This window comes from Thermovenabulum gondwanense (genome assembly GCF_001601575.1).
GTDB lineage: Bacteria > Bacillota > Thermosediminibacteria > Thermosediminibacterales > Thermosediminibacteraceae > Thermovenabulum > Thermovenabulum gondwanense.
Genome location: NZ_LOHZ01000027.1, coordinates 105,711 through 120,627, shown reverse-complemented (window position 1 = coordinate 120,627; position 14,917 = coordinate 105,711). Strand labels below are relative to the sequence as shown.

At 40.8% G+C, this 14,917-nt stretch carries 11 protein-coding genes; all 11 read right to left on the bottom strand.

Annotated elements, in window-relative coordinates; all coding sequences use genetic code 11:
• Nucleotides 1-22: 22 nt before the first annotated feature.
• The 11 genes from prdC to ATZ99_RS05870 all read right to left on the bottom strand — a co-directional run bounded on the left by prdC (nt 23) and on the right by ATZ99_RS05870 (nt 14,720).
• Nucleotides 23-1,312, bottom strand: a complete 1,290-nt coding sequence (prdC, locus tag ATZ99_RS05920; RefSeq protein WP_068748312.1) for a proline reductase-associated electron transfer protein PrdC — start codon at nt 1,310-1,312, stop codon at nt 23-25.
• A 336-nt stretch (nt 1,313-1,648) separates the two neighbouring features.
• On the bottom strand, nt 1,649-3,067 hold the full coding sequence (locus ATZ99_RS05915) for a sigma-54 interaction domain-containing protein (RefSeq protein ID WP_245641321.1): 1,419 nt from the start codon (nt 3,065-3,067) through the stop codon (nt 1,649-1,651).
• 117 nt (nt 3,068-3,184) lie between these two features.
• Nucleotides 3,185-3,382, bottom strand: coding sequence for a hypothetical protein (locus tag ATZ99_RS05910; RefSeq protein WP_068748311.1), 198 nt, complete (start codon nt 3,380-3,382; stop codon nt 3,185-3,187).
• 237 nt (nt 3,383-3,619) lie between these two features.
• The gene (locus tag ATZ99_RS05905) at nt 3,620-4,861 is read right to left on the bottom strand and encodes a PDZ domain-containing protein (RefSeq protein WP_068748310.1); all 1,242 of its coding nucleotides are present in this window, start codon (nt 4,859-4,861) and stop codon (nt 3,620-3,622) included.
• 3 nt (nt 4,862-4,864) lie between these two features.
• Nucleotides 4,865-6,088 (bottom strand): S41 family peptidase, encoded by a 1,224-nt coding sequence (locus ATZ99_RS05900; protein WP_068748309.1) that lies wholly within the window; start codon nt 6,086-6,088, stop codon nt 4,865-4,867.
• Nucleotides 6,089-6,207: 119 nt separating this feature from the next.
• Nucleotides 6,208-7,350, bottom strand: a complete 1,143-nt coding sequence (locus ATZ99_RS05895; protein ID WP_068748308.1) for a murein hydrolase activator EnvC family protein — start codon at nt 7,348-7,350, stop codon at nt 6,208-6,210.
• 29 nt (nt 7,351-7,379) lie between these two features.
• The gene (gene ftsX / locus ATZ99_RS05890) at nt 7,380-8,276 is read right to left on the bottom strand and encodes a permease-like cell division protein FtsX (protein ID WP_245641320.1); all 897 of its coding nucleotides are present in this window, start codon (nt 8,274-8,276) and stop codon (nt 7,380-7,382) included.
• Entirely contained in the window at nt 8,254-8,928 is a 675-nt protein-coding gene (gene ftsE / locus ATZ99_RS05885; protein WP_068748306.1) for a cell division ATP-binding protein FtsE, read from the bottom strand. The genes ftsX and ftsE overlap by 23 nt, the downstream gene beginning before the upstream one ends.
• A gap of 140 nt (nt 8,929-9,068) precedes the next feature.
• Nucleotides 9,069-12,560 carry a glycoside hydrolase family 130 protein gene (locus ATZ99_RS05880; protein WP_083947381.1) on the bottom strand — a complete coding sequence of 1,164 codons (3,492 nt, stop codon included), beginning with the start codon at nt 12,558-12,560 and terminating at the stop codon, nt 9,069-9,071.
• Entirely contained in the window at nt 12,542-13,567 is a 1,026-nt protein-coding gene (locus tag ATZ99_RS05875) for a hypothetical protein (RefSeq protein WP_068748305.1), read from the bottom strand. Before ATZ99_RS05875 ends, ATZ99_RS05880 begins: the two co-directional genes overlap by 19 nt.
• Nucleotides 13,560-14,720, bottom strand: coding sequence for a glycosyltransferase family 4 protein (locus tag ATZ99_RS05870; RefSeq protein ID WP_068748304.1), 1,161 nt, complete (start codon nt 14,718-14,720; stop codon nt 13,560-13,562). Before ATZ99_RS05870 ends, ATZ99_RS05875 begins: the two co-directional genes overlap by 8 nt.
• Nucleotides 14,721-14,917: the final 197 nt, after the last annotated feature.

Here is a 14,917-nt window from a genome sequence, read left to right as displayed (position 1 = left end):
TTCTAAATAGACTTCTTCTTTATTATTTTTTTAATCTGCGGACCAATTTATGACCTACGGTACGCAGGACATGATCCGTATGATGGTAAACAGGAAGCTGCAGTTTCGGGGCAACTCCCATTACCGTATTGGTGCAGTCACTGCATGTCCCGACCAAAACTACGTCAGCACCGGCTTTTCTGAGCTTTAATATTTTTTCTGCCTGACCCGGGCAGTTGCCGGGATTCTCGCATTTTATGCCGCCCTTTACGTCCACTACCTGTTTGCACCTTTCTACCCCGGCTACAGGAGCACCCATTTTTTCCGCTACTTCCCTTAACCTTGCTTCATTAGCCCCGCAGCCGCAAACCAAAAGCCCTATCTTTCTTTTCTCCTTTGGTAGAGGATCGGTTACGATTACGCCGCCGGTGGTTTTAATTACCGCTGCGTCTAAATTTACGCTTTTTCCCGTAAAGGGGCCACCCATCAAAATTTCACCGTATTGTCCTTCAATACCGCCTGCTTTTTCTATTAACTCCGATACGGGGGTTCCGATGGGTACATCAAAGAACACTAAGGGTTTCCTTCCTGACTTTAATCTTCCAACTACGGTCACATTTTTAGATATCACCGGTTTTCTGTAATCCACAGCCTCGGCAATTCTCGACAGGGTTTCCACATTGGTTACTACCGCTTTTGCCGCAGCAGGCAGTTGGTCAGGCCTCAGCAGTACCCCCAGGATATCGCGAACCAGAGCCCTTTCTTCTCCCATCGGGTAAATATCGGGCATCATTTTAACCTCAATTCTGTCGTCATCAATCACCGATTTCATTGCTTCAATAGCTTTCTTGTTCTTTTCTTTTATTGCAATACACCCTTTTGATGCATTGGTTACTTTCATCGCGTACTTTAAGCCCCTGTAAATTAGCTCCGGTTTTTCCTCCATCTGCTTTACGTTGTGATACAAAAGGGGTTCGCACTCTATACCGTTTGCAATAACATATCCACCTTCAAGATTCACGTTCATTTTTATATGGGTGGGAAAACCGGCACCGCCCATACCGACAATACCCGCTTCTTTAATGGCTTCCAGGATATTATCGGTTTCCTTAATAGGCACAAATTCTTCCGGTTGTTCCTCATCCGCTAAAATTTCTATATAATTTTGAGTTATATTTACAACCTGGCCGTAGAGGCTGGAGTGGATATTGGCGCCCAATCCATTGGGGACTGCTATTAACTGACCTTTTTTAACCCTGTCCCCAACATTTACCTGAGGGATGGCAGGAGCACCAATGTGTTGTTGCAAATATATGAAAATCCTCTTGCTCAACCGCGTCACCTCCTTTGTGATTGCGTTAACAAATTACTTGCAAACTTCATGCCATTGTTCCTGTCAATAACGATTATTTTTTTAAATAAATTTTGTTATTTCCATAATTTTTATCAATGAGAAAAAATCTATTTTGTACTTAAGTTACCCATATAAAAACTTTTACATTCTATGAGAGCGATCCAAGTTTTTACAAGAAATATTCGACATAGTGTACAAAAATTCGACGTTAATTTTATAACATATTTTAACATTTTATTTGTTATATCATTCACAATCAGCGTTTTGTCATATAATTGACAAATAAAAAAGCATGTCCAATAAGCTGACACATTGTCAGTCTGCTGGACATGCTGAGATCCCTAAGGACTGCATCTTGTAATACAAGGTACTTCTTGGTATCCCCAGTATTTCCGAGGCCTTTGCCTTATTGTAGTTTGAAATTTTTAAGGCTTCAATTATGGCTTTTCTTTCCGCTTCCTGAACCACTCTTTCCAAGCTCAGATCGCCCATATCCCGGGATGGCCCATCCTTTTTATGCTCAAAGTAATTCAAAAGAGAATTGGGAAGCATATCTTCTTTGATTACGCCGTCCTCCGCCAAGATAACCAGTCTTTCTACCACATTTTTCAATTCCCTTACGTTTCCCGGCCACGGGTATTTCAACATCATCTCCATGGCACAGGGTTCTATCCTGTTTATTACTTTTTTATTTTCCACCGAAAATTTTTTAAGAAAGTAATTGATAAGATACGGGATATCCTCCGTTCTTTCCCTCAACGGAGGAACTTTAATACTTACCACATCCAAGCGGTAAAATAGATCCTCCCTGAACTTGCCTTCTTTTACCATTTCCTTCAAATCCCTGTTAGTAGCTGCAATAATCCTGATATTTACTTTGATGGGTTTAATCCCGCCCACTCTGTAAAATTCCCGGTTTTCCAGCACCCTTAAAAGCTTTGACTGCATTTCCAAGGGTAACTCACCTATTTCATCCAGAAAAACCGTCCCCCCGTCCGCTATCTCAAATTTTCCAGGTTTTCCCTTCTTTTGAGCTCCCGTAAATGCACCGGATTCATATCCGAAAAGCTCGCTTTCAATCAGGTTTTCCGGTATGGAGCTACAGTCCACAACCACAAAGGGCATATCCCTTCTCGCACTGGAGTAGTGAATCGTCCTTGCCAGCAGGTCTTTTCCGGTGCCGCTTTCCCCCTGAATTAATACCGAAGCATCGCTTTCCGCCACTTTTTTAGCAAGCATTAAAAGGTCGTACATTACCTTGCTCTTGTAGACGAAATTTTCCGTTTCCGTTTCCGGATAAAGTTTTTTTATTTCATCCTTCAAGTATTCCAAGTACTTAATTTTATCTTCTGCCTTTTTCAGTTCATTGCTCAATTTTTTTATTTCCGTCACGTCCTGATCTATCGAGACCACCCATGCAATAGCTTCATTTTCCATTATGGGAATGGAGCTAATAATAGCTACACTACCTTCCCTTGGTCTGTGTTCAACAAATTCCATCGGTTTTCCTGTTCTCAGTACCTCCAGCGCCAATGCGTTTGGAAAAAACATCCTTATATCCTGATCAATAATTTGCTCCTTTTTAATACCGTAAAGCTCCTCTGCCTTTTTATTCCAGTAAACCACCCTCATTTGCGAATCAATTACACATATTCCCTCATTTATGTGTTCCAAAACCTTATCCAAAGGAACCTTAAAATCCATATGCTCAAAATTTTTTTTCGTAATTTGCACCTCCCCTTCTTGCCCAGGTGAAGGATTATGTATTATTATAGCATTTTATCCGCAGGGTATAAATGCGAAAAATGCATTTTTCGACAAAAAAAATTAAACCGGGCGGAATACCCGGCTTTAATTTACATAGATAATTTTATTTCTTCTCCGCGTTATAAAACCGTTTGAGCGCTGTCCGTAGGTATCTTTATTTTCGTGCTGCGCATCGATGTTCATTATTTTCATCATTATTTCCCGTTTTTCTTCTTCGGACGCATTGATGTAAGCTTTTAAGAGCATTTCTCTTTCCCGTTCTAAGTACTGTTCTCTGGTCATATTATCCCTCCTTTTTTATGTAAATTAACTAAAAATGATATGATAAAAATTATTGCGATAATTGTTGAGACTGTTATATCTTTCACAATTATTATATACTATGTTAAAAAATTATTCAAGTATGTATGTTAAAAATATCCTACAATTTTCTATAATTTTTTCAATTTTTATTTTTTATCCCTCAATAATATTATTTCACCTTTTGCTAAAATTATACATAAAAAAACCTCCTTCCATTCAGGAAGAAGGTTTTTTACTAAATAAATTTTTTATCTTTTTAATGAGGCTCGACTCCTCCAAGGATATTGCAGGGACCTCTTCTCCCCGGGGTATCAGCACAACCCCGAGGTTTTCAAACCCATAAGGGTAAAAGGACATCTCAGAATACTTCACCTCATTTTTCGTATTCAAATATTCCATCCAGAGATAGGCAGGTGCAAGGGCTTTGATTTCCTTTAGATCTTCAATGGAATTTACAGCTTTATTGTTTATTGAAAGGATGATATCACCGGGTTTCAATCCCATTTTTTCTGCTGGAGAATTTTCTAATACATAAAGAATCCTCATGCCAAAAGGAGGAACGGTAAAGAGAGGATCCCCTTTTTTCTCTTTTGTTTTGCCAATATTTATTAAATATTCATGCCCTACCGGAGCAAACAAGGCAGCAATGTATTTAAAAAAGTTAATCCTTGATGCCAAAACGGAAAGAAGTATCAACAGGGTGCTGAATATCAAAAGATTGAAGGCCGATTCCCTTCCTTTTTTACCGGGAAGCCTTGTCAATGCAAAATCTCCGTAGCCCAAAGCTGCGACAACGGGAAGCATCAGGTAAAGAGCATTTTCCAGGTCTACAAAAGGAGGCCTTATTATAGGCCACCAGTCGGGCATATTTACCGCATCCACTCCAGAAGGGATCCCGGTAGCTATTGTCAACAGTATAAAGGGTACCGGCCAAAAGCTTTGCATTAAATAACCGCCTATAATTCCCCTTTTTTCGTCTTTAATAAACACCGGTGAAGCGTTTAAATGCCCGGAAAGATATATCAGGAGGCTTTCCACTGCATGAAGTACCCCCACCAATGCCATTAATCCCGCCACATCTACCTTTGGAACCCCAAACAATAAGGAGATTACCGATATTATACCGCCTGCATAGGAAAAGCACATTAGATGTGGGCTTATCAGCATCAATAAAAGGGCAAGGGGCCATACATAGGAAAGCCCCGAGCCCGCTATACTTACACCAAGGGCTACTACAATTACGCTTCCCAAAAAACCGCCGAATATGCCGTACAAAAGCGAAGACGAAACCCTTTTTATGGGATTCGTCGTAACAAAACCAAACATTTTCTCTTCAAAGTCTGCGGCTCTTTTATATTGAATATAAACAATTACCAGAACAAACCAAAAAAAGGGGTTAAAAATAGCCTGGGGAATACCAAGCAGTATAAAGGTAATTAATTTTATAACAAGGTTCATAAATCAATAGCTCCCCGTATTTATTTTATTTTTTATAACTTCCATAGCTTTTTTCAACCAGATATCGTTATCCAGCGGTGAATTAAAATCCCCCGGATTCTGCTCTTTTTTAAATGTAATGTCGGGAATTATGCCCTTACCATCGATGGATTGCCCGGAAGGGAGAAAGTATTTTGCAATGGTGAGTTTTATTCCTGCACCTCCCGCTAAGGGGACGAGCTCCTGCACCGTTCCTTTTCCAAAGGTTTTTTCTCCCAGTATTATCCCGGCTTTAAAATCTTTTATTGCCCCCGCTACTATTTCGGACGCGCTGGCGCTATTTTCATTTACCAGGACCGCAAGGGGAATATTAATTTTATTTTCATCCGAATAGAATTCTTCCAGCCTGTTTTTATTTTTATCTTCCGTATACACAATTAAACCTTTCCCCAGCAAAAGGTCCGCCACCTTAACCGCCGAATCCAAGGAGCCTCCCGGATTATTCCTTAAATCCAGTATTAAAGCCTTTGCCTTTTTCAATTTTATATATTTCAGAGCATCCGCCACTTCCTGAGGAGTATAAGTATCAAAAAAGGAAATTCTTATATAACCAATATTATTTTCTATTAACTGGTATTTTACCGTTTTAATCTTTATATTGTCTCTGATTAGTTCAAATTTTAGTATATCCTTTACACCCGGTCTTTCTATGTAAACGGTCACCTTAGTTCCCTTTTTGCCTCTCAATAATTTTACCGCTTCGTCCAAGCTTTTACCTTTAAGGTTCACATCGTCCACTTTGACTATTACGTCTCTTGGAAGAATGCCCGCTTTTTGGGCTGGAGTACCTTCAATAGGCGAGATTACGATTATGTTGCCGGTTTTTTCATCCACAGCTAAGGATAATCCAACTCCCTCAAAGGAACCGTTTATGGAGGAGATGAAATCTTCAAATTCATTACTATCCATATAAACCGAATAAGGGTCATTTAGAGCATCCACCATTCCCTTTATTGCACCCTGCACCAGAACCGAATCGGGGACATCTTTTACGTATTTCCCCTTTATATAATTCATTACTTCAAGCAGGGGGGCTATTTCATCTTTCTTTTCCGGCAATATTAAATTACTTTCTTTTAAAGCAGAAAGGGGCATAGTTTTAAAACTAAGCCCAAGGTAAAAAGAAAAAACGCAAAGCACAGTAACAGCAAATACGGTAAAAATTATTCTTTTATTTACATTCTTCAATGGAAAAACCACCTAACCTTAACCTCTTTTTGTAAATTGAATTAAAAACCCTGTTATTATATTATACTCTAAATTACACCCGATAAATCCCTGATCTTTTAAAAATTTAATAATTTTTACTACTTCAGCCAATCCCACGGGTTTACATGCTGGCCTTCCTTTCTTACCTCAAAGTGAAGGTGCGGCCCCGTTGAAAATCCTGTACTTCCTACATCAGCAATCTTACTGCCTTTTTTTACCTTGTCCCCTTCCTGGACGTTTATCTTTGAAAGGTGTGCGTACAAAGTAGATATGGAACCACCGTGGTCAATTATAACCGTATTGCCGTACCCTCCGTACCAACCGGTATAAATTACCACACCGTCCTCCGCTGAGACTACATCGGCACCGTAAGGTGCTGCTATATCAACGCCCGTATGGAATTTCTTCACTTTAAAGATGGGATGCACCCTCCAGCCGTAATTGGAAGTTACCTGCTGGGAAGAAGGCACCGGCCATTGGAATACTCCCGTCCCCACATATTTCCTCTTATTTTGCGACTGAATCTTCTGTATCATAGCTGCAATTTGCTTGGAATCTCTTTCTAATTGTTCCTCTTCCCTTAAATACTGCTGCCTTTCCTTTTCCAATTCAGCAAGAAGCTTTTTCCTCTCTGCCTGCCGCGAAGCTATTTGAGTCTTTTTCTCCTTTATTGTGTTCTGCTGCTGGGCTATTTCATACTGCTGTTTTTCCAATAAGGCCTTTTTCTGGTTTACCTCTTCCCGAATGGCTTTATAATTATCTAAAAGGTCTTTATCGTAATCTACAATTCGCTTTACCATATCCAGCCTTGTAAGGAAATCGGAAAAACTTGATGCGGATAGGATAACTTCTATGTAATCTACAGGGCCCGCCTTATACATTGCCACAAGCCTGCTGGCGAGGCTTTGTTTTTGATTCTGTAAAGCATTCTCAGCATTTTTTAATTCCTTCTTGGTCTGTTCTAGCATCTTCTGGGTTTTGACTAATTTAGCCGCTACCGCCTCCAAATCCTTTTGAGCCCGGTCCAATTCCTTCTCTATTGCCGTAAGCTCCTGGACGACGTTTTTCTTTTTTGTTTCCACCTTATTTATATTATTTTTTACATCGTTTAATCTGCTCTGTATCTCCTTCTGCTTTTCCCTTAGCTCTTCCAAATCAATGCCCAGGGCTGTCCCACAGGAAAATACCAAGAAGAATAAAAGCAGAATCGGTAAAATTCCGCTTTTTAACCTCTTCCTCAATGTTCTCCCTCCCTGTAGAATTTTTTTAATTAAACCTTTAGAAATCTCTTCAAGGAAAAGGCACTTCCAAGTGCTCCCAGCAGCATACCCATTAACCCGAAATAGGGAAGGTATATGTAGAAAACTTCTACCGGTACAAGGGATATCATCGGCAGGTTTATTTTTATTGTGGAGTAAAAATAATTGTAAGCAACGGCAAGAATAATTACAGCCACCGCTGAACCTGCCAGTCCCAGTATCATTCCCTCGATAAAAAACGGCCACCTGACAAACCAGTCCGTAGCTCCTATAAATTTCATGATCTGGATTTCCCGTCGCCTTGCAAAGACGGTAATTCGGATAGTATTGGAAATAATAAAAATAGACAGCAGGGCAAAGGCGAGCATGGCCACAACGCCAATTAACCTCATCCAGTAGGTTATTTTAAAGAGTTTTTCCACTACTCCCTTGCCGTATTTTACTTCTTCAATACCCTCCAGGATTTTAATTTTTTCCGCCACACTTTCCACCTGCTGGGGTGTCTTCACCTTTATTCTGAAAGAATCGGGCAAGGGATTTTCAATTCCCTCTAAAAGCTCCGGACCTACTTGTTTCTTAAACTCCTCAAAAGCATCTTCCTTTGAAATATATTTGAACTCACTTATTTCTTCCATTTTTTGCAGCTGTTTTTTGAGAAGGTCTACCTGCAGTTGATTTAAACCGCTTTTAATATAAGCTGTAATCTCCACCTGGGATTCCACGTCCCTGGCTATGTAATCCACATTTATAGCCAGCATTAAAAAAGCTCCCAGTATAATCAGAGCAGAGGCTACCGCACCGGCAGAAGCAATGCTCATCCAGCTGTTCCTTAAAAGGCTTTGCATCGCTTCCTTTAAAAAATATTTTAAAGTCCTCGGCTTCATCCTAATAGACACCTCTTTCTTCATCTCTCACCAGCTTGCCCGAATCTAACTGAAGCACCCTTTTTCTCATGGCATTGACTATATCTTTGGCATGGGTGGCGACGATTAAGGTAGTGCCATTCATGTTTATTTCATTTAAAAGTTTCATTATCTCCCAGGAGGTATCAGGATCAAGGTTTCCCGTAGGTTCGTCGGCTATTATGACATCGGGATTATTCACCAAAGCCCTGGCTAAAGACACCCTCTGCTGTTCTCCCCCCGAAAGTTCGTGGGGCTTTGCGTTCATCTTATGTGAAAGTCCTACCATTTCCAGGACCCTGGGCACCCTTTTTTTGATTTCCCTTAAAGGCGCTTCTATAACTTCCATAGCAAAGGCCACGTTCTCGTAGACGGTCTTTTGCGGCAAAAGTCTGAAATCCTGAAAGACGACGCCAATCCTTCGCCTTAAAAAAGGTACCTGGGAATGCCTCATTCGGGTAATATTTTTACCGTTGAAAAAAATCTGCCCTTTTGTAGGCATCTCTTCACGAATTAACAATTTAATAAACGTAGATTTCCCCGCACCGCTGGGGCCTACGATGAAAACAAACTCTCCCTTCTGGATTTTTACTGTAATATCCTGTAAAGCTACATGACCTCCACTGTAAATTTTTGTCACATTATACATCTCTATCACGAATATCACCCCGAAAATTATATCGACAAAATACCCTGATTTATTTAAATTTCGACGAAAAAAATAAAAATCCTTCCCTTTTTTCGGTATTAATTTCAGGAAATATTGGGAAAATTATCTTTTCCCATAAAAAAAGGCCGTCAAGCCTTTTTGGCAGACAGCCTTTGCCTTATTTCCTTTGGAATTAAATCCGCTACTTTACCCGTAGCTGCACATATGCTTGTATCCGCGGCACCGTAGTAAACGATTATCTCATCCTCATCCTCAAGAATTTCTTTGTCCTTTACCGGTACCGCTCCGCAGGTAAAAACCACATTGGGTACCCAGCTTTCTCCCTTCTTCCCTATCTCGCTTTCCGTTTCCGGAGAAAGTACAGGATTCGGAGACCTGTAGAGAACCTTCCCCGGGTCTTTTAGATCCACCAGCAGCACTCCCAGCCGGTAGACCAGTTCAAAGTCCACACCGTGGTATATTAAGAGCCAACCGTACTTGGTCTTCAGCGGTTGGGCTCCCGCTCCTATTTTCAATGAATCCCACATGAAGCCGGACCTGGGTCCCACTATAATCTTATGGCCTTTATCCGGCCAGGGAAATTTAAGCTCATCGGAAAAAGCCATCCAGATGCTCGGTTCAATTCTGTGGTAGATTACGTATTTCCCATCTATTTTTTCAGGAAAAAGCAAAGCATCTTTATCCCAGAGACCCGGAAATGCAAGTCCCAGCCTCTTCCACCTGTCAAATTCCCTGTTGAGGAAGTCTTCCAGCTTTATAGAAGCAGCGGCAATCTGGGCAACCACTCCGTCGTAAGCGGTGTATAACATAAATATCTCATCATCGATAATTACGATCCTGGGGTCTTCACACCCTTTTACCTCTTCTTTGGTCTGGGGTATGAAAATGGGATTTTTTAACCTTTCTATAACGTTGAAGCCATCAGTTATAGCAAGACCGATCCGCGACACCTCATCATGCCCGTAAGCTCTGTAAAGAATGTATACCTTCTCGCCCCGGCGGAAGGCTGCGGCATTTAATACATACCTGTTCTCCCACCAGTGTTCCTTTATGGGTGAAAGTATTGGCTCAAATTTGTACCTTTTCAAAACCCCTGCAGGAGGCCAGGGTTCTATGTCCTGAATCACAACTTCTTCCTGATAGGGTACCGCTCCCAGAAGTTCCTGCCTTAAATCCTGGGCTTCCCTGCCCAGTCCTATAAGGTTAAAGATTTTCCTTTCAATATCCCTAACATCATTTCCCAGTTCCCGGTAAACCTCTTCTATAAAATCATGGTTAAACCAGTCCCTCTCCACATGTAAAAACAGCGGTGTGGGAATCCCTTCTCCTCCCTTAAAGCTGTAACTGGCCCACGTCCAGACGGAACAGGGCATGAAGGTACCGTCTTTCAAAGTGGCGCTTAAACCGTAGCCCCTCACCATAGTCCTGAGAAAGGAGGCGCAATCTTCCCCGTCCTCCCTCTGCAGCAGCCCGGCTAATCTTTCTACCCTTTTTACAAACTCCCTGTGTATAATATTTTCAAATATATGGTGGGCAGAAAAAATATTCTTGCCGTAATGCCCTTTGATAGAATTTATTACTTTTATTCCTACCTCTTTGTGCTCGGCTGAAAAAGTTGCCCATAATTTGGAATAATATTCGGCTTCCACCAGGCTTTTGGCAATCCTGCAAAAATACCTTACCTTAGGATAATCCCCTCCCATACCCTTTCCTAAGGTTACCACCGAAATTCTGGCCGTCAACCTGTTGTAATCAGATATCTCCCTCAATTCACTTATACCTGGGAAACGTTCCCTGTTTATGATTACCGGGGCAATATCCGTTTCCTCAAAACTATCATGCCTCAGGTTGTCCTTTAACCATGAAAAAATCCTCTCGAAATAGTCGGCATCTTCGGTGTACTGGGCCAGTGTTAGAATATCCCTGACATCTACGTTATCCAGCATTTCTCTTAAACTTTTGTATTTCATCATTACCAGGAGATTCCGGGGAGGAAACTCATACACAATTTTTCTTAAAATTTCCCACTTTATCGCAAGAACCCTGCCGTGAGGGAATTTTGTGAAAACATTATTGCAAAATTCTACCAATCCTTTTTCAGTAGAAAGTTCTCCCGGAAATACCTCCTTCAATTTCCTTTCAAGGTTCATTATGAATTCTCTGTATTTTTCTACCACCCTTTCCGGTTCATCTTCCCGGGTTTTCAGCTCCTCGGATACAAATCCACTAAAGGCATTTTTGTACTTTTTATGCAGCCTTTTTAATATTTCATTGGGATATACTTCTTTCCCTCTTATCCCCTTTAACCTTTTAGGAATAACTATTGGCACCCCGGGAATATACTCAATATAATCTAAAGGGGTCAGGGCAGGGTTTTTGTATATGGATTTCTCCTTCCATCGGGCAGTAAAATTTACCTTTTCCTTTTCAAAGGCTTCAAAGCTTTCTTTTATCTCGCCCCGGTTATGTTCTTTGATGTATCCCGCTACTCTTCCTTCGTACAGTGCTAAAAAGGAATTCATCAAGTCGTCTTTTGATCGTTCTTCCTGAAAGGCTGTCCCCAGCAAAAAGGAATAAACAATTTTTGCCCATAGTTCGCCGGAAAAAGAGAACTCGGACGGTGAAGAAGTCAATAAATTATCCAATTTTTCAATTAAACTGTCGTGCAATATTTCCGAAAGTATTTTTCGATAGTGTGTATATCCGGCCTTAAACTCCTTTACGTATTCCTCATAATTGCAGAAAACTTCCTTTGGCTCTTCACCTTCCCGGTAATCGTATAAATCCGGGAACTTTATTACCTTTTTTGCCTCCTTCCACCTTTTTTCATCCTCAATCACCCTGCTGAAGAGAGCATAAACCATTTCCTTAAAAACTATGGACCTCTTGCAAAAAGTTGAGGGAGATAACTTGCAACCCAAGTAAACTTCGCAGATTTTTTTGTTTTCCCTCAATAAAAAAGTCAGGAGCCAGGGATTCAGGCCATAACCTCCAGCTAATTCTTTGTTTTTATCAAAGTCCCTGGAAAGTTCCTCTATAATATCTCCGGAAAGGGCAAACAAACCGCTAAGGGGATCAGTAAATCTTACCCGGTATAATACCGAAAGGAGAGGTGCCACCAAAAGAGGACCTGCGGTATCTTCCAGGGGATGCCTTTGAAAAACCGCTATGGAAGCATGATATCCTTCCGCAATCGGCTGATAAAGCCTATCCACCCACTGGGATTTTATGCCCTTTCCCTTTTCCTGCATCAAATCCGCTTCCAGAAGGACCGCATCGCTTTTTAATTTTCTTGCCGCTTCTAAAATTGCCCTTATGCTAAATCCCCTTCCATTAACCCCCTTCGGCATCAAAAACGCTATGACTTCTTCGTGAAATTCTTTTTTTATTGTATCCAGGACATCCTTCCCGGCAGGGTCGCCAACTGCCATAACAAGCTTAGGCTCTTTCAAATCTTTAAGGCTGTCCTTGGCAATTTTAATCACTTCTAATAGAGTATTTTTTTCATTATAAAAGGGAATTCCTATTATTACTTTCGCATTAATACTTTCCGGGATACATTTATTTATATCCTCCAATGCATTAAAATAAAGGACATTATCTACACCGCCGGAACGCATTCCACCGCATTTCCCCTTTCAAACTCATTTAAAAGCTGACAGGCCATCAAATAGGAAACCAGAGCTTCTGCACCCTGATTTAAATTCACACCGTCGGGGACAAGAGCATCATGACATCCCTGGGTTTTGTCATTAATAAGGGGCACTTTGTTAATATTTTCTCCCATGTACCACTTAAAAGCTACCCTGGCCAGGACCATGTATTCCTTATCCCCGGTTGCAATATAGGCCTGAAGGCAGGCAAGTATTATGGAAGCTGCATCCACCGGCTGCTGATCAAAAAGAGGAGGTTTATCTTCTTTATTCCACCAACCCCGGTTTCCAACTATATTTAAATACCCCTTTTTAAAAAGAGCACCGGATAAAAATTTGAGGGTTTTGTTAGCAACCTTCAGCGCTTTTTTATCACTGCTTAGTTCATAATAGGAAAACAGCGAATGGGGCAGCAGTGCATTGCAGTAGGTTAGCCTATCCTCAAACCACTGCCATTCCCCACAGCTATTTTGCTGGTATTTTTCTATCAAATGATAGGCTAATTTTTTAGCCGAATCCATTATAAATCTATTTCCCGGGAAAATATCCTCTAAGTAGAAAAGCCCTATAAGGCAATAGGCGGCAGCCCGGAGAGACCGTATATTGCCTATATACTCAATACTCTTCAGGATGAGATTCAAACCGAGATTTTTCAATTCCGCATCCCCATGGGTTGCCACATAGCAGGATGCTAAAAATGCCCTCCCAAAACAGTCTTCCGAATCCAAGTCCGGCAAAAACTTTTTGTCCACTTTTAAATTTGAAAAACTGCCGTCTTCTTTTTGGGCTTCCTTTAAAAAATTTGCATATATCTTTGAAAGTTCCCTGCCTTCTTCATTTTTCATGTTCAGGGATACAATAAGCGCCCGAGCATTATCATCGACGGTATACCCGCTGCTCTTATCCGGTTCGTCTTTTTTCGAGAACTGTATTATGCCGTTTTTGTCGGTCATTTTCAAAAGATGTTTATACATCTTCCGCTGCACTCCTTTTTAATTTTACACCGAGGAGTTCTTCCATTATCTCGATGTAATTTTTGGCCACATTTGGCCACAGCATGGTTTCTCCCAATTTCCCCGCATTTTTTTCAAGTTTTACCTTCAATAACTCATCGGACAACACCTTATCCATCAACAAAGCTAACTGCTCCGGGTCAGCACAAGATGAAACCAGCCCCCGGTCATTTTTGAGCATTTCAAGAGAATACTCATAGGGCGTGGATACTATAGCCCTTCCGCTGCCCAGGGCATAGGAAAGGGTTCCGCTTACAGCCTGATGCCTGCCCGGATAGGGCGTCAAATAAACATCCGTCATGTAAAGCAAATCTCCCAGCTCTTCCAGAGGAATGTATTTGTTAATAAAATGCACATTATCCCTTAAATCCAACCGGTCTACAAGTTTTAAAAGGGATTCCCGGTAAATTTCTCCTTCCTTCTTTTTCAGCTTAGGGTGGGTTTCTCCCGCTACTATATATATTATGTTTTTAAATTTCTCCCTTAATTTATTAACCGCTAAAATTCCAATTTCTATTCCTTTGCCCGGGCCAATAAATCCGAAAGTGGTTATAACCGGCCTTCCCGAAAAACCGTATTTTTCTTTGAGTTTGTTTCGGTCTTTTTTCTCGAATTTAGGTACGCCGTGGGGTATAATATAGATTTTATTTAAAGGCACCCCATAAACTTCATTTAAAAGTTCTGCCGAGCGTTTCGTCATGCAAATTACGGCTTTTGACATCCCGGCTAATTCGCAAAGGATTTCTTTTTGCATAATGGTGGGATGAGGTAATACCGTGTGGGTGGTCAGCAGATAGGGCTTGTTTAAATTTTCGCAAAACTTAAGTATGTTTACCCCATCCGGGCCTCCAAAAATGCCGTATTCATGCTGTAAAAGCAGTATATCGAGATTCGAGGCATTTACCACTTCCGCTGCAATGATATAATCATCCTCTGCTTCCTCATGGATCTCGAAAATCACGTCCCGGGTGTAATCGTAAGAAGAATTTTTATCGGTCATAGCGATAATTTTTACCTCCTGCTGGTGCAGGCGGAGGTTATCGCAAAGGTCTTTCGAAAAGGATGCCAGCCCGCATTCTCTCGGAGGAAATGTAGAAACTATTCCTATATTCATATTTTATCCCTCTCTTTTAAAAATTTTGTTTATATCCATTAAAAGACACATTATTAGTATTATGTCAAAATTTATTACCTATTATCCTTTTGCTTTCATTAATTAAATGTATTTCCCGTTCATATTATGTCAACTTTTGATTTTGTTAAACCTTTCAAGATTTTTATTAATTTTTACCAAAAATCCCCTTGTACCAA